22 protein-coding genes and 1 pseudogene are annotated in these 19,621 nt (G+C 59.3%); 11 read left to right on the top strand and 12 right to left on the bottom strand.

Annotation, left to right across the window (positions count from 1 at the left end; translation table 11 throughout):
- Positions 1-19 precede the first annotated feature (19 nt).
- Together B4U49_RS11090 and B4U49_RS11085 are read right to left on the bottom strand one after the other, a co-directional pair.
- Positions 20-1,510, bottom strand: a complete 1,491-nt coding sequence (locus B4U49_RS11090) for a YifB family Mg chelatase-like AAA ATPase (RefSeq protein WP_078084662.1) — start codon at positions 1,508-1,510, stop codon at positions 20-22.
- A gap of 75 nt (positions 1,511-1,585) precedes the next feature.
- On the bottom strand, positions 1,586-1,807 hold the full coding sequence (locus B4U49_RS11085) for an accessory factor UbiK family protein (protein ID WP_078084661.1): 222 nt from the start codon (positions 1,805-1,807) through the stop codon (positions 1,586-1,588).
- 437 nt (positions 1,808-2,244) lie between these two features.
- Between B4U49_RS11085 and B4U49_RS11080 the strand changes: the two genes are divergently transcribed.
- From B4U49_RS11080 to B4U49_RS11060, 6 genes are all read left to right on the top strand, one after another.
- Positions 2,245-2,970 (top strand): TorF family putative porin, encoded by a 726-nt coding sequence (locus B4U49_RS11080; protein ID WP_078084660.1) that lies wholly within the window; start codon positions 2,245-2,247, stop codon positions 2,968-2,970.
- Positions 2,971-3,028: 58 nt separating this feature from the next.
- A complete protein-coding gene (locus B4U49_RS11075) occupies positions 3,029-3,367 on the top strand; it encodes a P-II family nitrogen regulator (protein ID WP_078084659.1) in 339 nt (112 codons plus the stop codon).
- Positions 3,368-3,457: 90 nt separating this feature from the next.
- The gene (locus B4U49_RS11070) at positions 3,458-4,717 is read left to right on the top strand and encodes an ammonium transporter (protein WP_078084658.1); all 1,260 of its coding nucleotides are present in this window, start codon (positions 3,458-3,460) and stop codon (positions 4,715-4,717) included.
- A 114-nt stretch (positions 4,718-4,831) separates the two neighbouring features.
- Positions 4,832-5,170: a P-II family nitrogen regulator gene (locus tag B4U49_RS11065; protein WP_043319767.1), complete on the top strand. Its 339-nt coding sequence runs from the start codon at positions 4,832-4,834 to the stop codon at positions 5,168-5,170.
- A gap of 88 nt (positions 5,171-5,258) precedes the next feature.
- Positions 5,259-5,477, top strand: a complete 219-nt coding sequence (locus B4U49_RS18865) for a hypothetical protein (RefSeq protein ID WP_143735628.1) — start codon at positions 5,259-5,261, stop codon at positions 5,475-5,477.
- Between the two features lie 116 nt (positions 5,478-5,593).
- Complete coding sequence (locus B4U49_RS11060) at positions 5,594-5,806, top strand: hypothetical protein (RefSeq protein ID WP_078084657.1); 213 nt, start codon at positions 5,594-5,596, stop codon at positions 5,804-5,806.
- Positions 5,807-6,059: 253 nt separating this feature from the next.
- On the opposite strand, the gene xerC is transcribed toward B4U49_RS11060, so the two are convergent.
- From xerC to lptM, 5 genes are read right to left on the bottom strand one after another with little or no spacing between them, the layout of a single operon-like run.
- Positions 6,060-6,995, bottom strand: coding sequence for a tyrosine recombinase XerC (xerC, locus tag B4U49_RS11055; RefSeq protein ID WP_078084656.1), 936 nt, complete (start codon positions 6,993-6,995; stop codon positions 6,060-6,062).
- 5 nt (positions 6,996-7,000) lie between these two features.
- On the bottom strand, positions 7,001-7,762 hold the full coding sequence (locus B4U49_RS11050) for a DUF484 family protein (RefSeq protein WP_078084655.1): 762 nt from the start codon (positions 7,760-7,762) through the stop codon (positions 7,001-7,003).
- Positions 7,763-7,793: 31 nt separating this feature from the next.
- The gene (gene dapF / locus B4U49_RS11045) at positions 7,794-8,624 is read right to left on the bottom strand and encodes a diaminopimelate epimerase (protein WP_078084654.1); all 831 of its coding nucleotides are present in this window, start codon (positions 8,622-8,624) and stop codon (positions 7,794-7,796) included.
- A gap of 26 nt (positions 8,625-8,650) precedes the next feature.
- Positions 8,651-9,904: a diaminopimelate decarboxylase gene (gene lysA, locus B4U49_RS11040; RefSeq protein WP_078084653.1), complete on the bottom strand. Its 1,254-nt coding sequence runs from the start codon at positions 9,902-9,904 to the stop codon at positions 8,651-8,653.
- On the bottom strand, positions 9,901-10,140 hold the full coding sequence (gene lptM, locus B4U49_RS11035) for an LPS translocon maturation chaperone LptM (RefSeq protein WP_078084652.1): 240 nt from the start codon (positions 10,138-10,140) through the stop codon (positions 9,901-9,903). The genes lysA and lptM overlap by 4 nt, the downstream gene beginning before the upstream one ends.
- A gap of 100 nt (positions 10,141-10,240) precedes the next feature.
- Here lptM and cyaY point away from each other — a divergent pair, with 100 nt between their 5' ends.
- From cyaY to B4U49_RS11020, 3 genes are all read left to right on the top strand, one after another.
- The gene (gene cyaY / locus B4U49_RS11030; protein WP_078084651.1) at positions 10,241-10,573 is read left to right on the top strand and encodes an iron donor protein CyaY; all 333 of its coding nucleotides are present in this window, start codon (positions 10,241-10,243) and stop codon (positions 10,571-10,573) included.
- A 191-nt stretch (positions 10,574-10,764) separates the two neighbouring features.
- Positions 10,765-11,634 carry an SPFH domain-containing protein gene (locus tag B4U49_RS11025; RefSeq protein WP_193432838.1) on the top strand — a complete coding sequence of 290 codons (870 nt, stop codon included), beginning with the start codon at positions 10,765-10,767 and terminating at the stop codon, positions 11,632-11,634.
- Between the two features lie 15 nt (positions 11,635-11,649).
- Positions 11,650-11,856: a type II toxin-antitoxin system antitoxin gene (locus B4U49_RS11020; protein ID WP_078084650.1), complete on the top strand. Its 207-nt coding sequence runs from the start codon at positions 11,650-11,652 to the stop codon at positions 11,854-11,856.
- 63 nt (positions 11,857-11,919) lie between these two features.
- On the opposite strand, the gene B4U49_RS11015 is transcribed toward B4U49_RS11020, so the two are convergent.
- Positions 11,920-12,903: a glycerophosphodiester phosphodiesterase family protein gene (locus B4U49_RS11015; RefSeq protein ID WP_078084649.1), complete on the bottom strand. Its 984-nt coding sequence runs from the start codon at positions 12,901-12,903 to the stop codon at positions 11,920-11,922.
- A 185-nt stretch (positions 12,904-13,088) separates the two neighbouring features.
- Positions 13,089-14,510 (bottom strand): argininosuccinate lyase, encoded by a 1,422-nt coding sequence (argH, locus tag B4U49_RS11010; protein ID WP_078084648.1) that lies wholly within the window; start codon positions 14,508-14,510, stop codon positions 13,089-13,091.
- Between the two features lie 124 nt (positions 14,511-14,634).
- Between argH and B4U49_RS11005 the strand changes: the two genes are divergently transcribed.
- Positions 14,635-15,837, top strand: a complete 1,203-nt coding sequence (locus B4U49_RS11005; protein WP_078084647.1) for a sensor histidine kinase — start codon at positions 14,635-14,637, stop codon at positions 15,835-15,837.
- Entirely contained in the window at positions 15,834-16,598 is a 765-nt protein-coding gene (locus tag B4U49_RS11000) for a LytR/AlgR family response regulator transcription factor (RefSeq protein ID WP_078084646.1), read from the top strand. The genes B4U49_RS11005 and B4U49_RS11000 overlap by 4 nt, the downstream gene beginning before the upstream one ends.
- 14 nt (positions 16,599-16,612) lie before the next feature.
- Here B4U49_RS11000 and B4U49_RS10995 read toward each other — a convergent pair whose 3' ends face one another.
- The 3 genes and pseudogenes from B4U49_RS10995 to B4U49_RS10985 form a co-directional block, all read right to left on the bottom strand.
- Entirely contained in the window at positions 16,613-18,295 is a 1,683-nt protein-coding gene (locus B4U49_RS10995) for an amidohydrolase (RefSeq protein WP_078084645.1), read from the bottom strand.
- A gap of 15 nt (positions 18,296-18,310) precedes the next feature.
- Complete coding sequence (locus B4U49_RS10990) at positions 18,311-19,063, bottom strand: SDR family oxidoreductase (protein WP_078084644.1); 753 nt, start codon at positions 19,061-19,063, stop codon at positions 18,311-18,313.
- Positions 19,064-19,156: 93 nt separating this feature from the next.
- Positions 19,157-19,621 (bottom strand): annotated as a pseudogene (locus B4U49_RS10985) (type IV pili twitching motility protein PilT); the annotation flags it as partial.

Here is a 19,621-nt window from a genome sequence, read left to right as displayed (position 1 = left end):
GCTAAAAAAAGGTTTGCTCTTACGCGGGCATCACCGTTTTGCGATCCAGATTGCGATACGCCAGCGCCTCGGCAATTTGCCCGGTAGCGATATCTTCCTGTCCGGATAAATCTGCGAGTGTGCGCGCTACTTTCAATACCCGGTGATAACTGCGCGCGGACAACCCGAGTTTTTCCACCGACGCCCGCAGCAGGGCGCTTTCCGCTGTGCCCAACCGACAGTATTTATCCAGCTCACTGCCTTTCAGCTCGCCGTTGATTTTCCCCTGCCGCTCCAATTGAACCTCCCGCGCGCTGCGTACCCGATTGCGCACACTTTCCGAGCTTTCCCCTACCGGCGCATCCTGCAGTTGGCTGGCACTCATGCTGGCCACTTCCACCTGCATATCGATGCGGTCCAGCAGCGGGCCAGACAACTTGTTGCGGTAGCGGTCTATCTGGTCCGGGGTGCAGCGGCAGCGGGGCTCACCGAGATATCCACAGGGACAGGGATTCATCGCCGCTACCAGCTGGAAGTCCGCGGGGAAGGTGACCTGGGCGCGGGCGCGGGAGATGCGCACCTCGCCGTTTTCCAGCGGCTCGCGCAGAATTTCCAGTGCGGAGCGCGGGAACTCCGGCATTTCATCCAGGAACAGCACACCGCGATGGGCGAGGCTGATCTCGCCGGGGCGGGGATTGCTGCCGCCGCCGACCAGGGCGGTGGGGGAGGCGGAATGGTGTGGGGCACGGAATGGTCGCTGACGCACCCGCTCGAGGCCGGCGCTCGAATAAAGCGCGGCCACTTCAATCATCTCGCTCTCGGTAAGCGGCGGCAGTATGCCGGGCAGGCGGCTGGCGAGCATTGTCTTGCCGGTGCCAGGCGGGCCGTAAAACAGCAGATTGTGGGAGCCCGCAGCCGCGACTTCCAGTGCGCGTCGAGCCTTCAGTTGACCGCGCACGTCGGCAAGGTCGGCGCAGATAACCATTTCCTGTTCCGTGTCCTGTACGGCATCGGGCAGCGGCTCGCGACCGTGCAGCTGGGCGCACACCTGTAACAGTGTTGTGGCGGACTTGATCGGTGTGGCGATCAGTGCCGCCTCCCTGGCCGAGTCTGTGTCGGTGACCAGGGTGCGGCCGCTGTCGCGACACGCCATGGCGGCGGGCAGGGCGCCCGGAATCGGGCGCAGGCTGCCGGACAGGGCCAGCTCGCCAATAAATTCGTAGTTTTCCAGTGTCTCACCGGGTACCTGCCCGGAAGCGGCGAGGATACCCAGGGCTATGGCGAGGTCATAGCGCCCGCCGGCCTTGGGCAGATCTGCCGGGGCCAGGTTGACGGTGATCCGCCGCTGGGGGAATTCGAAGTGGCTGTTGACGATGGCGCTGCGCACCCGGTCGCGGCTCTCGCGTACCGCCGCCTCCGGCAAGCCAACGATGTTGAATGCGGGGAGCCCGTTGGCGAGGTGGGTTTCCACGGTCACCAGCGGAGCTTGAATGCCCAGCTGTGCGCGGGCGTAGGTAATGGATAGGCTCACTTTCTTCCTTGAAAAGCTGTCTTCCCTGAAGTTCTGTGCAATTGGCGACTGGCAGGTCGCCCAGCTCGGTCCTGGTCAGTCGCCCAGCCGGCTCTCCAGCGCGCGGATCTGCTCTTCCAGTTGTGCGAGCTTTTCTTCTGCACGCGCCAGCTTCGCTGTCTGGATATCGAACTCGCGCTGACTGACCAGTGGTAGTTTACCCATCGCGACCTCAAGTGCATCGCGCAGGTCGTTGCTGATCACTGCCCCCTGTTGTTGCAGCTCGGTTAATAAATCTTGCAATTTGTCACGGGCCACGCGCAATTCTCCACTAAGAAACCGCTATAAAACGAAGCGAAATAGTACCGCAGCGGGGTTTTACCACCAAGCGCCGATTGTTGTGCGCCGTGTTGGTTCAACTTTGGCGCGCCGCTCATAACTGGTGCCCGCTGGTGGTGCGGGTTCCATTTTGGTGCGCACTCTTTTTGCGCATATTAATTGACCGCCCCGTTCTGTTTGCCTGCGAAACACTGCTTTTCAGCGCTAACTCATTGATTTTTGTGTGTCTTTTTAAAGTTGGCACTAACTCTGCAAGTACCTGTGTGCGAATCGCCCTGGTAAAGAAGGCAGGGATAGGTCTTCTGGTGAAGTGCCTGGGCGTGTGCGGCAAGTGCCGTCTCCCCGGCGAAGTCGAAGCCGCAATTATAAAAAAAGTAAGACAAGCATTTCACACAGAGATCTAGGAGAACCAAACAGTGGGAACCAAACTGAATAACAAAATTGCTGCCCTCGTATCCGGAAGTGTACTGGCTATGGCCATCAGCGGCGCAGCAACTGCCGCTGACGGTCCCAGCCTCAGCGCAAATGTCGGTGTGGTGAGTGACTATCGCTTCCGCGGTATTTCCCAGACCGATACCGGACCGGCCATCCAGGGCGGTGTTGATCTGGATATGGGCAACGGTGTTTACCTGGGCACCTGGGCTTCCCAGGTTGATTTCGCCTACGGTACAGACGAAACCGATTACGAGATGGATTTTTACGGCGGCTACGCCGGTGAAACCGCCAGTGGAATCGGTTACGACGTTGGCTACATTTATTACAGCTACCTCGGCAGTGACCAGGACGAAGATTATCAGGAAGTTTACGGCAGCCTGAGCATCGGTGATGCAAGCCTCGGCTTTGCCTACTCCGACGACTACTGGTACCAGGCGGGTGAATTTTACTACCTGAGCGCTGGCTACTCTTTCGCGTTGGCCAACGATATTTCCCTGGACCTGAGCGCCGGCCTGAACCTGTTTGATGAAGAAATTTTCCTGGACGGATCCGATTCTTATATCGATTACTCAGTATCCGTGGGTAAAGAGTTTGGCGGCCTGGCTTTGAGCGCCTCTCTGGTAGGTACCGACGTGAGCGATCAGGAATGTTTCTACACCGACTGGTGTGAGCCGACCGTACTCGCCGGAGCGACTTACAGCTGGTAATAGCTACAACAAATTGAGCCCGCTCATTGTGAGTGGGCTCTTACTGTAGGGGGAACCCATGAAGCTGGTAACCGCAATAATTAAACCATTCAAGCTCGACGCAGTGCGCGACGCGCTGGCTGAGGCCGGTGTCAGTGGCATTACCGTGAGTGAAGTAAAAGGTTTCGGGCGACAGAAAGGACATACCGAGCTCTACCGTGGAGCGGAGTATGTGGTGGACTTTTTGCCCAAGACCATGTTGCAGATCGCGATTGAAGACAGCCAGGTTGACTCTGTGCTGGAAGCAATTGGTACTGCGGCGCAAAGTGGCAAGATCGGCGACGGCAAGATCTTTGTTGCGAACCTTGAGCAGGCAATCCGCATTCGTACCGGTGAGACCGGCTCGGAAGCGATCTAAATAACAGAACAGATTGCTAAAACGATTCTTTGATCATTAGACAATAACTGCCGGGGCAACTCGGGAAGTTTGGGTTAAACGGAGCGAAAAATGGAAAATCAAATTTTTCAGTTGCAATACGCAATTGATACATTTTATTTCCTCGTGTGTGGTGCACTGGTCATGTGGATGGCAGCGGGCTTTGCCATGCTGGAAGCGGGCCTGGTGCGTTCTAAAAACACCACCGAGATTCTTACCAAAAACGTGGCACTGTTCGCGATTGCGAGCACCATGTACCTGGTCAGCGGCTACGCCATCATGTATGACGGCGGCTGGCTGCTGAACGGCATCGAAGCCTTCGACCTCGAAGGTGTTCTCACTGCATCTGCAGAAAACGGTTTCGAAGGCGACTCCGTTTACTCCGGTGCGTCCGACTTCTTCTTCCAGGTAGTGTTCGTCGCTACTGCAATGTCCATCGTTTCCGGTGCGGTTGCAGAGCGTATGAAGCTGTGGAGCTTCCTGGTATTCGCTGTTGCCCTGACCGGCTTCATCTACCCGCTGGAAGGTAACTGGACCTGGGGCGGCGGCGATGTGTTCGGCCTGTACAACCTGGGCGACCTGGGCTTCTCCGACTTCGCCGGTTCCGGCATCGTGCACATGGCGGGTGCCGCTGCTGCCCTGGCTGGCGTATTGCTGCTGGGTGCACGTAAAGGCAAATACGGCCCGAACGGCGAAATCTACGCCATTCCCGGTGCCAACCTGCCGCTGGCTACCCTGGGTACCTTCATCCTGTGGATGGGCTGGTTCGGCTTCAACGGTGGTTCCGTACTGAAGCTGGGTGATGCTGCCAACGCACACTCCGTGGCCATGGTATTCCTGAACACCAACGCCGCTGCTGCTGGTGGTGCTGTTGCTGCGCTGATCACCGGCCGCATCCTGTTTGGCAAGGCCGACCTGACCATGCTGCTGAACGGCGCTCTGGCTGGTCTGGTAGCGATCACCGCTGAGCCTTCTACCCCGACTGCCCTGCAGGCTACCCTGTTCGGCGCCCTGGGTGGCATCCTGGTGGTATTCTCCATCATCACTCTGGACAAGCTGAAGATCGACGATCCCGTTGGCGCCATCTCCGTGCACGGTGTGGTTGGTCTGCTGGGTCTGCTGCTGGTACCGGTTACCAACGACGGCTCTTCCTTCAGCGGCCAGCTGATTGGCGCTGCTACCATCTTCGGATGGGTATTCTCCGCCTCCTTCGCTGTCTGGTTCGCCCTCAAGCTGATCACCGGTATCCGTGTTACCGAGGAAGAAGAGCAGCAGGGTGTTGACTTGGCCGAGTGCGGAATGGAAGCTTATCCGGAATTTATGAGCAAATAAGTGCTCATAAACTAGCCGCCGGCGTGGGACTGCTCCCGGCTGGCGGCAGCAAGAATCTTCCGGCACCGGTTTTCGGGCCGGTGCCCGCAAGAAACATAATCAGGGGATAAGTCAATGAAATTGATTACGGCTGTGGTTAAGCCATTCAAACTGGACGACGTGCGCACCGCGCTGTCTGAGGTCGGCGTGCAGGGCATGACCGTTACCGAGGTTAAAGGTTTCGGCCGCCAGAAGGGACACACTGAGCTGTACCGTGGCGCTGAATATGTAGTGGATTTTCTGCCCAAGGTAAAGTTGGAACTGGCGGTTGACGACAGCATGGTCGATAGCGCCGTTGAAGCCATCACCAAAGCCGCTCAGACCGGCAAAATCGGTGACGGCAAAATCTTCATCACTGCGCTCGAAGAAGTCATCCGTATCCGCACCGGCGAAACCGGCAGCGAAGCGGTCTGATCAAAGAATCCGACACAGTGTTTTTCAAGCCCCGCTCGCGGGGCTTTTTTGTGCCCGTAAATCCGGCTCAAAAAGCACTGTTGTTCGAATGGCGCGTAAATTATTTATCGGTCGTGACGGCGTTCAAAACCCTGGCGGTAAAATTTGCATAACCAAGTGCAATAAATCGGGCAAAAAACGAACAAAAAAACTCTACCAATTTCGGGAACCTTTTCTGGCAGGCTGCTTGGACACTGCCTATAAATATTTCGCCGCAGGAAATCTTCTGGCCGGCGGATTTGATTTGCAGAACCGGTTTTTGCTTTAGGTGGAACGGGACTGAGAAAGGAATCTGATTGGTGCGTGCGGAGTATTCCGGGATGGAGTGCGGCAGCAGGGGTATTCCCTCTGTAACAGGGGTATCAAGTTACAGGGTAAATCACTATGAAAGACGATCAGTCCAGCGCTCGTTCGAAAGACAACGAGGAGTTTGCCGAAGAGCGTTCCATCACCTCCCGTGAACGGGCCCGCAGTCAACTCAATGCCGAGGTCGAGGCTTTTCTCGCCAGAGGCGGGGCAATCGACGAGATTGACCCGGAAGTGACCGCAGACCCGCCACGCAAGCCGCAGCCGAAGTACGGCAGCAGGCCAATCTGAGTAGTGTTGATGGATATCCGCTAACCGCTCTCGTTCGCAGAGCGGGGTTTGGCTGGCAGGCCGCTGATTCTTATGTTCAGCGGCCTGCTAAGCTTCTGCCCATGCCTCCCAAGTTCCACACCCGCTGGATTGCACTGGTTTGTCCCGGTGATCTAATCGGATTTCGGCGTGCATATCTGACAGGAGTGTTAGATGTCGAGACGCGATCCGGATGGCGCCAATCTGGTACTCGCCCTAGAGACCGAGGCGGGGGTTAATCATCCTTGGCTTTGGCTCGCGGATGGGCCTTGTCGTAAACCCGTGCCAGGTGTTGGAAATCCAGGTGGGTGTAGATCTGGGTGGTGCTGATATCCGCGTGTCCGAGCAGTTCCTGGACCGCGCGCAGGTCGCCACTGGACTCCAGCATATGGCTGGCAAAGGAGTGGCGCAGCATGTGCGGGTGCACGGGCTGATCGGCACCGCCTGCCCGGGACCAGTGGGAAAACCGCAGCTGGACCGCGCGATTACCGAGGCGCTTGCCCTTGGCACTGGTAAATACCGGGGCATCGCCACGGGTGTCGGCGATGGCTGACGGTGCCTCGCGGCGCCAGTCCTCCAGGGCGCGCAGGGCGTGCCGCCCAACCGGCAGCAAGCGGGTTTTATTGCCTTTACCGGTGACGCGAACTTCGCCGCCGCGCAGGTCCAGATCTGGCCAGTTGAGCCCGGTCAGCTCTGACAGGCGCAGACCGCTGCTGTAGAAGAGCTCGAGCATCGCCGCATCGCGCAGGGCCAGCAGGTCACTGGCTGCATCCTCGCTATTGCCGCCCGCAACGCTGTTGGGACTCTCCACAAACTGCGCCGCCGCATCCACATCGAGCAGCTTCGGCAGTTTTTTCTCCGCCTTGGGCGCGCGCAACCCCTCGGCCATATTGGCGGCCAGCCAGCCCTCGCGCACACAGAAGCGCAGCAGGGTGCGCACCGCGGATAACCAGCGCTGCAGGCTTTTCGGGGAGAGACCGCTGCGATGCAGGCGCGCGAGCCAGCTGCGCAGGCACATTTCATCCAGGTTCTGGACGTCGTCGCGCCCTTCCTCATCCGCCAGCAGCTGGAGTTTTTCCAGGTCGCGGCGATATCCGGCCAGGGTGTTGGGGGAAAGGTTCTTGTGCTGCAGATGTCGCAGAAAGGCGTCTGTTGCGGCCGCCAGCTGCATCGGGCTCAGCTCCGTGCCAGCAGGTCTGGCAGCAGTCGCTCGAGGATTTCACCGATGTAAGACAGGAACAGGGTGCCGAGGCTGGAGCGGTAGTGGTTGGGATCGCTGGAGCCTACCGCGAGGATACCCAGCTGGCCCGCCAGCGGAACCACCGCGGCAGAGGCGACGCGATCCGCGTCCTTGCCGAACAGGTAGGCGATTTCCGTGGGGCGCAGGGAGCCGCATACAGTGCGCCCGTTGCGCAGGATGGAGCCGATGGCGGTCTCGGCGCTCGCGCGGGAACTGCTGCGCACATCGCCCAGCTGTTTGCCCGAGCCGGGCAGGGGGCCGAACAGGGTCAGCGCGGTAACTTCGACATTGAAATCTTCTTTGAAGCTGGTGAGCAATGCGGTGCCGGCTTCCGCCACGGTGCGCGCTTCCAGCAGGGCCAGCACCAGGCGGCGGCTGTGCAGAAACAGTTGATCGTTGTCCCGCGCGTTCTGCAGCAGCTGATCCAGCCGCTGACGCATCTCAATATTGCGCTCCCGCAGCAGGTTGGTCTGATGGGTCATCAGTGACACCGTCTTGCCGGATTCCTTGGGCAGCTGGATGCTCTCCAGCAGCTCCATGTTTTCCGCAAAGAAGGTGGGATTCTGCATCAGGTAGCGGGCCACCTGCCGCGACAGCAGCTTTTTGTTGCGCTGGTTTTCACTGTCGTTGGCTTCCTGTTTTTCCAGGCTGGCCTCAACGGCGCTGTCGATCAGGGGGGCATCGCTGTGTTCGGTCATCGTGGTCTTCGGCTGCTTCCAGGGGGAGTTCTCAGAGTACTATCTGTCCGTGATATACCGCAGTCGCGGGTCCAGTCATGGTAACCGGCTCTCCGGGCCCCGGCCAGTGGATTGTCAGGGTGCCCCCGGGCAGGGTGATCTTCAGCTCCTCGTCCACCAGGCCGCGCAGGCGTGCGGAAACCATGGCGGCGCAGGCGCCGGTACCGCAGGCGCGGGTCTCGCCCACACCGCGTTCGAACACCCGCAGGCGTGCGCGGGTGCGGTCTTCAATCTGCAGAAAGCCCACATTGACTCGCGCGGGAAAGCGCGGATGGCACTCGATGGCGGCGCCCAGAGATTCCACTGGCGCTTTGATCACGTCATCCACCAGCAGTACCGCGTGGGGGTTGCCCATAGATACCGCGCCCACGTTGTAGGTCTCGCCGTCCACTTGTAGTGGATAACTTTCTGCCTGGATGTCCGCCTCGAACGGAATCTTTGCAGGCTCCAGTACCGGTTCGCCCATGTCGACGCTCACCTGGTCGGCGGCCTGCACGTTCAGGCGCAGGGTGCCCGCGGCGGTTTCCACCAGGATCTGTTCCTTGCTGGTAAGGCGTCGCTCGCGCACAAAGCGGGCGAAACAGCGCGCGCCGTTACCACAGTTTTCCACTTCACTGCCGTCGGCGTTGTAAATGCGGTAACGGAAATCCACGTCCGGATTTCGCGGTGCCTCGACCAGCAACAGCTGATCGCAACCGATACCGGTGTGGCGGTCGGCGATCTGGCGGACCTTCTCCGGCGACAGCTTTACCCGCTGGGTGATGCCGTCGACCATCACAAAGTCGTTGCCCAGGCCGTGCATTTTGGTGAATTTGAGCCGCATTGGGGTGTCTCGTTCGTCCTGTCTCTTCAATCCTTGGCCGGTACCGTGGACTCGCCACGAACCAGGTCCGCGAGGCTTTCCCGTGCGCGCACCAGATAGGTCTTGTCGCCGTCTACCAGCACCTCGGCAGCGCGGCTGCGCGAGTTGTAATTGGAGCTCATGGTGAAGCCGTAGGCACCGGCGGAGAGCATCGCCAGCAACTGGCCCTGCTCGAGCACCAGCGGGCGGTGCTTGCCGAGGAAGTCGCCGGTTTCGCATACCGGGCCGACTATGTCCCAGCTCTCGGTTTCACCGCTGGACGGGGTGACCGCCACGATATCCTGCCACGCCTGGTACAGGGCCGGGCGCAGGTTGTCGTTCATCGCCGCGTCGACGATGGCGAAATTGTGTTCTTCGGTGCGCTTCAGGTACTCGACCCGGGTCAGCAGGGTGCCGCCGTTGGCGGAAATGGAGCGGCCGGGTTCCAGTACCAGAGCCAGATTGCGTCCGGCGAGCTTTTCTTTCACCGCCCCCAGGTAGTCGCTCACTTCCGGCGGTTCTTCTCCGCGGTAGCGCACGCCGAGGCCGCCACCCAGGTCCAGGTGTTTGAGTTCAACACCGCCTTCCGCGAGCTGGTCGATCAGCAGCAACAGGCGGTCGAGCGCGTCGAGGAACGGATTGATCTCGGTGAGCTGGGAGCCGATATGGCAGTCCACACCCACTGCCTCGAGGCTGCTGGAACCGGCGATCTTGCGATATACCTCCGGTGCGCGCTCGATCGCGATGCCGAATTTGTTTTCTTTGAGGCCGGTGGAAATATACGGATGGGTCTTGGCATCCACGTCGGGGTTAACCCGCAGGGATACCGGGGCCACCGTTCCCATTTCGGCAGCTACCGCTTCGAGCCGCTCCAGCTCGGATTCGGATTCCACATTGAAGCAGTGCACACCTACTTCCAGCGCGCGGCGCATCTCCGCCGCAGTTTTGCCTACGCCGGAAAACACCACTCTGGCGGGATCGCCGCCGGCCAGGATGACCCGCTCCAGCTCACCGGCGGAGACGATATCGAAGCCCGCGCCCAGCTGCGCCAGTACCGACAGCACACCCAGGTTGCTGTTGGCTTTGATCGCATAACAGATCAGCCCGGGGTGATCGCCCAGGGCATCGGCGTAGGCGCGATACTGACGCTCGAAATGCGCGCGGCTGTATACGTAAGTGGGGGTGCCGAACTGCTCGGCGATCTGTTCCAGGCTGACGCCCTCGGCCCACAGGCTTCCCTGCTGGTAGTGAAATTCACTCATTTGGCTACTGCTTCTGCTTCCGTGTGTTGCTCGGTATTGCTTTTAGAGTCTTGCTCAGCCGTCTGTGCTGAGTTCGGTTGTTGTTTCCCGCTGCTTCCCGATTGCGGCTGGCGGGCGCCGGCAGAGGTCGGTGCCGCCGTATCCTGGGGCAGGTAGAGAGGGCCTTTCTGGCCGCATGCGGTCAGTGCACCGGTAAGGGTGAGTGACAGTGCCAGGAGGGTAATCGGTTTACGCATCGGTTTTCCTGCCGCAAAGCGCGGTACGAGAAGACTGGAAAAGCCTGCTAGTATAGCGATCCTCTCCCTTCAGCAACACAGTAACAAAAGTAACCGGAATATGACCCAGGCCGCCACTCAAACCGCCTACAACGCCGCCATCGAAGAAACCCTGATCGCGATCGAAGACGCCCTCGATGAATGCGAAGTGGATATGGATTACGAGCGCGCGGATGCGGTACTGACAATCACTCTGGAGGACAACGGCACCCAGGTGATTTTGTCGCGTCAGGGTGCGGTGCAGGAACTGTGGGTCGCGGCGCGCTCCGGGGGCTACCACCTGGGTTTCCAGAATCCCGGCTGGAAATGCACTACCACCGGTGAAGACCTGCCGACCCTGCTGGATCGGGTGCTGACCGAGCAGCAGGGCACCGCGGTGTCCCTCGGCCTGTAATCCTGCCGCCGGGATCGCGGCAAGCCGCGTCCCGGAGCGCTCTTACCCCTTTTCGAATTCCGCGTGGCGGATGGACGCCGCTCCATCTGCAGGCTCGCCTGCGCCCGAAAAACCTTGGCACCTGTATTTTATGATGCTAGATTGATATCAAATTGATATCTAAATCGTGGCCTGAATACAAGGAGTCCTGGATGATCAAGGAAAAACGCGCCTTTACGGTGAGTGGATATGGCATGCTGGCAGTGCTGCTGGCGCTGCAGGTGCTGACCATTGGTATGGCGGTTTGGAGCCTGGCGGCACAGCAGTTTGCGGCTGCCGCCCTTTGGGGGTTAGCGACGCTGGTGGTTGGTTTCTGCTGGCACGGCCTGTTTATGGTGGCGCCGAATCAGGGGAAAATCCTGCAGCTGTTCGGCAAGTACGTGGGTACCGAGCACACCACTGGCCTGCGCTGGACCAATCCATTGGTATTCAAGCGCACACCGATTTCGCTGCGAGTGCGCAATTTCGAAAGCGGCAGGCTCAAGGTCAACGATGCCAATGGCAACCCGATCGAGATCGCCACGGTGGTGGTGTGGAAGGTAGTGGATTCCGCAGAGGCCTTCTTCGAGGTGGACGATTACGAGAGCTTCGTTACCATCCAGAGCGAGGCGGCACTGCGCAATGTGGCGAATGAGTATCCCTACGATAACCACAATGATGAGGCGTTGTCCCTGCGCGGGGATCCGCTGAGTATTGCGGAAAAAATTCGTGATCAGGTTCAGGAGCGCCTCGGGCGCGCGGGTATCCAGGTGATCGAAGCGCGCATCAGCCATCTCGCCTATGCGCCGGAAATTGCCCAGGCAATGTTGCGCAAGCAGCAGGCCGGCGCGGTACTGGCGGCGCGCAAACTGATTGTGCGCGGTGCGGTAGAGATGGTGACCGATGCCATTTCCACCCTGGCGGAGTCACACGATCTTGAGCTGGATGAAGAGCGCAAGGCAAATATGGTAAACAATTTGATGGTCGTAATCTGCGGCGAACAGCAGGCGCAGCCGGTCATCAATAGCGGTAGCCTTTACTAATCCTCCTGAGTAGTTATGTCGAAAAAGAAAGCGTTCCCGCTGCGAATCAACGAGCAGGTACTGGCCGCCATGCAGCGCTGGGCGGATGACGATCTGCGCAGCCTGAATGCGCAGATCGAGTATGTGCTGCGCGATGCGCTGGTGCAGTCCGGGCGGGTGAAGCTGGTACAGAAAGTGGTGACGGAAATTCAGGAGCGGGACGGGGGTTCTGAGGAAACTTGACGGTGACACCGCAGGCCATGGTGCCGGTATCGGCACCATGGCGGTAATTCCTGTGAATCCTTTCTACTCCCCTGAGGTAAATTTCGTTTTCGCGTAAGGTCCAATCACTTCAATCTTCTCCACCCACAGTGCGCCGGTATAGTCTGCGGGGAGAAACTCCAGTTCCTCGGTTTTGTAGATTCCATGCATACCGCGTCCGCGGCCGGCAAAGTCCAGTTCCATCACCAGTCCACCCGCATCCTCCATCCGTTGCATAAACCGGTTCGGCCAGCCCCACAGCGCCCACTGCCAGGTATTGGGTGCGACCACTGCGCCTTTGCGGCAGGCAGCGGGGACATAACCGGTCCAGCCCAGCATCAGGTACCGATAGGTGCATTGCCTGACGCTTTCACGGCTAAATCCCCAGGCATCGGGCCTTAACTCTCGAATTTTTTCCATCACCTTTTCTCCACCGTAAACCATCAGCGGCCCTCGGGGCGGCAGGTGTCGTTTCTTCAGATATTGATCCAGAAGCACGGCTTCCTGAGGTCGGTTGCTTTTGATATTCACCAGAAATCTTTTATCCGGAAATTGGCGATAAACCTCTTCCAGGGTAGGCATGAGTCCCATGCCTTTACCGCGGAAGGGGTAGCTCTTACCGCCGTCCGGGGTATAGCCATAGCCGATATCCAGGGTTTTCAGATACTGCATGGGGTGGTCGCGAGTGATGCCTTTGCCCTCGGTGCGGCAATCCAGGGTCCAGTCGTGGAACACGGCGAATTCGCCGTCGGTGGTGGGGTGCACATCGATTTCGACGATATCTGCTCCGGCATCGAAGGCGGCTTGCATGGAAGCAATGGTGTTTTCCAGATACTCGTGCTCGGGTTCGAATACACGGATTGCTGTGCAGTCATCGCGACCGAGATTTGTCCGGTCAAAATTCTGGTACACCCCGCGGTGAGAGATAAGCGTTGGTTCGCGCGCACGCTTTTCCGCGAGCCAGGAGGCATTGGTCAGGTAGATGGCGATAGTGAACGCGACGATGCCCAGCAGCAGGTATTTGCGCATGGAGACTCTCCTTGTTTTCGGGAGGAGTCTAGCGGGTCACGGATGTCGGAAAGTGGCGTCGGGCGGGATGAATTATGGCGAATTGTGGCAGTGGAATGTCTTTGTAAGAGCCTGCCTTGCAGGCGAACCATTCAGATTGCTGAACCGTTCGCCCGCAAGGCAGGCTCCTAAAATGTGCAAATCAATTATCGAGAAGCAATCAGCTTGCGCGCGCGCTCGCAGGCGGCACGCACCTGATTGGGTGCGGTGCCACCGATATGGTCGCGGGCGGCAACGGAGCCTTCGAGGGTCAGCACGTCGAACACATCGTCGCCGATCACATCGGAGAACTTCTGCAGCTCGGCGAGGCTGAGGTCGGCGAGGTCGCAGTCCTTTTCAATGGCAAAGGCCACGGACTGGCCGACAATCTCGTGGGCATCGCGGAAAGCCACGCCCTTGCGCACCAGGTAGTCCGCCAGGTCGGTGGCGGTGGAGAAACCCTTGCCGGCGGCGGCGAGCATGTTTTCTTTCTTCGGCTTCAGCGCCGGCGCCATATCGGCGAAGGCGCGCAGGCAGTCCAGCACGGTGTCGGCGGCGTCGAACAGGGGCTCTTTGTCTTCCTGGTTGTCCTTGTTGTAGGCCAGTGGCTGGCTCTTCATCAGGGTGAGCAAGGCGATCAGGTGGCCGTTGACGCGGCCGGTCTTGCCGCGTACCAGCTCCGGCACGTCCGGGTTCTTCTTCTGCGGCATGATGGAGGAGCCGGTGCAGAAACGGTCGGGCAGGTCGATAAAGTCGAACTGGCTGGAGGTCCACAGCACCAGTTCTTCACTGGCGCGGCTCAGGTGGGTGAGCAGCAGTGCGGAGAAGGCGCAGAATTCGATGGCGAAGTCGCGGTCGCTCACGGAATCCAGGGAGTTTTCGGTGGGTGCATCAAAGCCCAGCAGCTCAGCGGTGCGCACACGGTTGATCGGGTAGCTGGTGCCGGCCAGGGCCGCGGCGCCCAGCGGCGAGCGGTTGACGCGCTTGCGGCAGTCCATCAGACGCTCGAAGTCGCGGGTCAGCATCTCGTTCCAGGCCAGCAAGTGGTGGCCAAAGGTCACCGGCTGCGCGGACTGCAGGTGGGTAAAACCGGGCATGATGGTGTCCGCTTCCTTTTCGGCCAGATCCACCAGTCCGGTCTGCAGGCGGGTCAGTTCGCCTGCGATCAGGTCGATACGGTTGCGCAGCCACAGGCGGATATCGGTCGCCACCTGATCGTTGCGCGAGCGGCCGGTGTGCAGTTTCTTGCCAGTGGCGCCGATGCGGTCGGTCAGGCGCGCTTCGATATTCATGTGCACGTCTTCGAGCGCCACCGACCAGGGGAATTCGCCGGCCTTGATCTCCTCGGCGATATCCTTCAGGCCACCTTCGATCTGCTTGAACTCGTCTTCGGTCAGCACGCCGACTTCCGATAGCATCTGTGCGTGGGCCAGGGAGCCCTGGATATCTTCCAGCGCCATACGCTGGTCGAACATCACCGAGGCGGTAAAGCGCTCTACGAAAGCATCGGTGGCTTCGCTGAAGCGCCCACCCCAGAGCTTGGCGGCGGGGTTCTGTGCGTTGTTGGCTGAGGAGTTGTCGTTGCTCATGCTGCCTCTGGTCTGACTGCGGAATAAAAGGTAACTGTTTGCCGATCCGGATAGTGGAAGTGACCGGGCGCAGGCGGTATCTTTTGATGCCAGTAAGCCGATCCAATCATAAAGATAACGTGGTATGACATCTTCGCGGCCCGCGCAAGCGGCGGGCATTATAGCGCAGCAAGTTCGCGAAATTGCCCCCGATGGCAAAGATTCTGCGTGCCCGGAGTCCGCCGAGCCGGCACCTTTCCTGCCCGATCTGTGTAATGTGACCGGCGTGGCCGCTCTGGTTCTGATCGGCGAGCTGTTGTCCCTGGTGCTGGTGCTCGCCAGCGATGGCCTTTATCCATTCAACTGGCAGCGCCTGGGGCTGGTTTCGCTCACGGTCCTGTGGGTGATCCTGCCGGCTGCCGCCATCCTTTGCCGCCTGCGCCCGTCCCTGGCGCGGCTCTCCCACAAACTGGCCGCCGCACTCAGTTATACCGTGGTGCTGTCGGTACTGGTTACTGTACTTGGGGTCCAGCACTGGTGGCTGGCGGATATGTCCGACACGGCTATCGATCACTGGTCGCTCCTGGCAAGCCTGCTGGTGGGAGCCATCTGTTCCGGGATCTTCCTGCGCTACGCCTATGTGCAGCAGCAATTGCACAATCAGCAGCAGGCGGAACTGGGCGCGCGTATCGAGGCACTGCAATCGCGCATTCGCCCGCACTTCCTGTTCAACAGCATGAACAGTCTCGCCAGCCTGATTGCGGTGGATGCCGAGCGTGCGGAAAAATTGGTGGAAGATCTCTCGGCACTGTTTCGTGCCTCACTGGCAGACTCAAAACTGGTACCCCTTGAGCAGGAGATTGCGCTGGCGAAGCGGTATCTGGAAATCGAGTCCCTGCGGCTCGGCGATCGGCTCCGCCAGGAGTGGCTGGTTGAAAACCTGCCCGGAGGAATCAAACTGCCTTCCATGCTGCTGCAGCCGCTGCTGGAAAATGCGGTGCTGCACGGTGTTGCGCGACTGCGACAGGGCGGTGTGGTGCGCATTGCTATTCAACAAAATGTCATTGGCAGCAGGGCGCACGAACTGCTATTGTCGATTGAAAATCCCATTGCAGATTCCGGGACGGAAAATGCTCGCGAACAGGGCAGCAATAATGTCCATCGCGGCAACGGTATGGCGGTAGATAATATCCGTCAGCGTCTCGGTGCGTTTTACGGCAATCGCTTCCGTTTCAGTGCGGAGGTCCGCGACGGTCACTACCGGGTGGAACTGCGTTTGCCGCTGGAAACCGGACAATTGCTGAAGCCAGCACATCAGTCGGCGGCTGTGGCGGAGGACGCCTCGTGAGCGATTCCGCAACCACTCCCGCGAGTAATCTCGGCGTGTTGATCGTCGACGACGAACCGCTGGCGCGGGCCAGACTGGCCCGACAGTTGCAGACTATTGATGGTTGCCAACTGCTGGGAGAAGCTGCCGATGGGGAAAGCGCATTACAACAGCTGGATTCACTCGACCCGGACCTGTTGTTACTGGATATCGAAATGCCCGGGGAAAGCGGGCTCCAACTCGCCACCCAGATCACCAACCGCCCCAACCCACCCGCGATCATTTTCTGCACCGCCCACGATGAGTTTGCGCTCCCTGCCTTTGCGGTCGCTCCATCGGGTTACCTGCTCAAGCCCGTCAATGTGGAGCAACTGGCACAGGCGATTGCCCAGGCGCGAAGACTGAGCCGTCCACAGCTCAAAAAGCTCAATGTCCAAACACCCACCCGTGGCCGCCGCCAGATCAAGGCGGTGAGCCGCCGCGGGGTACAGTTGCTGGATGTGTCGGATATCCGCTGCTTTATCGCCGAAGACAAATACGTGATCGCCCATCACAGTGGTGGCGAGACGCTATTGGATGAATCGCTGAAAGAACTGGAAGCGGAGTTTGGTGAGCGTTTTGTGCGGGTGCACCGCAGTGCCATCGTCGCGGTGGATTACATTAGCGGCCTGCGTAAAACCGCCAGCGGCCATGAAGTGACCCTGAAGGATATCGACCTGGCGCCGCCGGTTTCCCGTCGCTTGCTCGGCAGTATCCGGGACCTGCTGACCGAAATCGCCTGAGTCGATTCTGAAACTCAGTCGCGTCCCGCAATCAACGTCTGCAGCACGCGGATTTCCTGCCACTGTCCCGCTGGTGTGGTCAGCGGATTTTTATCCACAATCACCAGATCCGCGTATTTTCCTACCTCGATGCTGCCTAACTTGCTTTCCATCCCCAGCTGCCATGCGCCATTGATGGTCAGCGCCCGCAGTGCCTGCAGCGGTGTGATTGCCTGATCCGGCCCGAGCACAGTGCCAGTGCGGCTGCGACGGGTAATCGCTGTCTGCATCAGGCTGAAGGGATCTGCGGGAAACATGGGGCTGTCCGCGTGCAGGGTAGGGTGCATGTCTTCGGCAAATGCTGCTGCGACTGGCAGCAGGCGCTGTGCGCGCTCTTCGCCCAGCAGCTGGTCCTTGAGTGCATCCCCGTAATAGTACAGGTGGTTGATATGAAAGCTGGGGGTGATGCCAAGTTTGGCAAGCTGCGGCAAAACGGATTTTTCCAGCAGCAGGCCGTGCTCCAGGCGGTGCCGCTGGGTTATGAACCTGTCCCGTTGATCTGTGGGAAGGTTCTCCAGATTGGCCTGTAACAAGCGCAGATAATCCTGCGCGGCCCTGTCTCCCTGCACATGTGTGGCGGTCTGCCAGCCGCGCTCACTGAAAGTACGCACCTGTTCTTGAAATTCCACCCTGCCGATCACGGGTTCGCCGTGGCTGCCGTGGGCGATTCCCAATTGTGTGCTGAGATCGCCATCCGCATAGGCCTGCTCTACAACCATACTGCCGCTGTAGGGGGAGCCGTCGTACCAGAACTTTGCGCCGAGCACGCGGAAACTATCGCTATCGCTTTCCGGCGCACCATCCAGCTTGTCGAGGTTTTCTCCACGGTAGTAAAAAAACTGGCGGATACGCGGGGAGAAATGATCACTGGCGGCCCACTGTGCCAGCCAGGTCGGCACGTTAAAACCCAAGGAGGCAACCGTGGTGTAACCGGCGCGACGCAGATCGTCGAGTTCTGCCTCGTAAGCTGCGGTCACTTTCAGAGGGTTTTTGTGCGGGGCGAGAAAAGGCTCCAGCGCGGTCTTCTCCACCAGCATGCCATTTAGTCGTCCGTTGTCATCGCGCCCGTAATAAGAACCTTCCCCAGGTGCCGGCGAATTTTCATCGATACCCATGGCCGCGAGCGCCGCGGAATTCACCCACGCGGTGTGCATGCTCTGGGCGAGGATAAATACCGGGTTGTGTGGTGCCAGTTGATCCAACTGTGTGCGCGTGGGCGTCGCCAGGCCACTGAGTAAAACCGGATCCAGCCCCTTTGCATAAATCCATTCACCGCGTGGCGTGTTGGCAATTTCTGCTTCCAGGGATTTCCAGGCCTCCGCGGCAGAGGGATACGTAAAGCCACTCATATCAAAAAAATTGCGGAACACAGCGCTAATGGCTGGGTGTTCATGGGCGGCGATAAATCCTGGCAGTATGGTCTTGCCCTGAAGGTCGATGATCTCCGTGTTTGGCCCCGCCAGTGCGCTGACAGGTTCGCTATCACCCACCTTTAAAATAGCGCCATTCTGAATGGCGAGCGCTTTGGCGATAGGTTGTTCCGGATCCAGTGTGATAACAGTGCCGTTAATGAAAATACGCTCGGGTTCCTGGTTCCCGCATGCGGACAGTAGGGTAAGGATCGCCAGGATAGTGAGAAAAGTGACTGTATTTTTCATAGCTGAATCTGCCGTTTAAAGCCCGCCGGTCGCATCTATAAAGGCGCCGGTGGTAAAGGACGCCTCGTCACTGAGTAGCCAGGCGATTGCCCGTGCTACTTCTTCCGGTTGCCCGCCGCGTGCAAGGGGGATCGATGGTTGCAGTCGCTGCAGGCGATTCGGTTCTCCGCCGTCGTTGTGCATTTCGGTTTCGATAAACCCAGGGCGCACGGCGTTGACCCGGATGCCTTCGCGGACGACTTCCTTGCTTAGACCGATGGTGAGCGTATCGACCGCACCTTTGCTTGCTGCGTAGTCGATATATTCGTGTGGGGAGCCACTGCGCGCGGCGCCGGAGGAGACATTGACGATTGCGCCACCACGACCGCCACAATTTGTCGACATACGCTTTATTGCCTCGCGGCAGCACAGCAGGGTGCCTGTCACATTGGTCTGCAGTATGGTGTTTATCCGCTCTGCGGTCATCTCGCTAACGCGAGTCTGGGGCATAAGCATTCCGGCATTGTTTACCAGTGCCGTCAGTGGGCCAAGATGGTGGTCCACAGCCTGGAACAGCGCTTCGACGTCTTTTTCCCGGGAAATGTCTGCCTGAACTGCGATGGCTTTTACATCACAGGAATGGATGGCTTCCAGTACCGCGTCGGCGGCGGATTTCCGCGTGCGGTAACTGATGCAGACATCGTAACCGCGGGCGGCGAGCAACTTTGCTGTGGCCGCACCAATACCGCGACTGCCGCCAGTGATCAACGCGACTTTTTTCGATGACATTTGTGGGCGCATGGCAGTTTTTCCGGGGATTAAAAAGGGCAGGCCGTTTCCGTGCCTGCCCCGTTTGCATCGAGTAACTGATCGGTTTTGGAATCAGTAGATCTGCGGACCGCCGCCGGTGTCGCTATCGCCGGCGAGACTCAGTTCGTCGGCGGCGCTGTTGAGGTACTCGGCGTCGGACTCGGACTTGAGTTTGATCATCAGACGCAGGTCGTTGGCGGAGTCGGCGTGGGCGAGGGCGTCTTCATAGGTGATCTCGCCGCGGTCGTAGAGTTCGTACAGGGCCTGGTCGAAAGTCTGCATACCCTGTTCAACGGAACGCTTCATCAGCTCTTTCATTTTGTGCACCTCGCCCTTGCGGATAAGGTCGGACATGAGCGGGGTGTTGATCATGATTTCGAGACAGGCGCGGCGACCGTCGCCATCTGGGGTCGGGACCAGCTGCTGGGCGACCATGGCCTGCAGGTTGAGCGACAGGTCCATCCAAAGTTGCTGGTGTCGATCGGCGGGGAAGAAGTGGATGATCCGGTCCAGCGCCTGGTTGGCGTTGTTGGCGTG

This window comes from Microbulbifer mangrovi (assembly GCF_002009015.1).
In the GTDB taxonomy this organism is placed as follows: domain Bacteria; phylum Pseudomonadota; class Gammaproteobacteria; order Pseudomonadales; family Cellvibrionaceae; genus Microbulbifer; species Microbulbifer mangrovi.
Note: the sequence above shows the minus strand (reverse complement) of the source record. Positions and strands in the feature narration are given on the sequence as shown.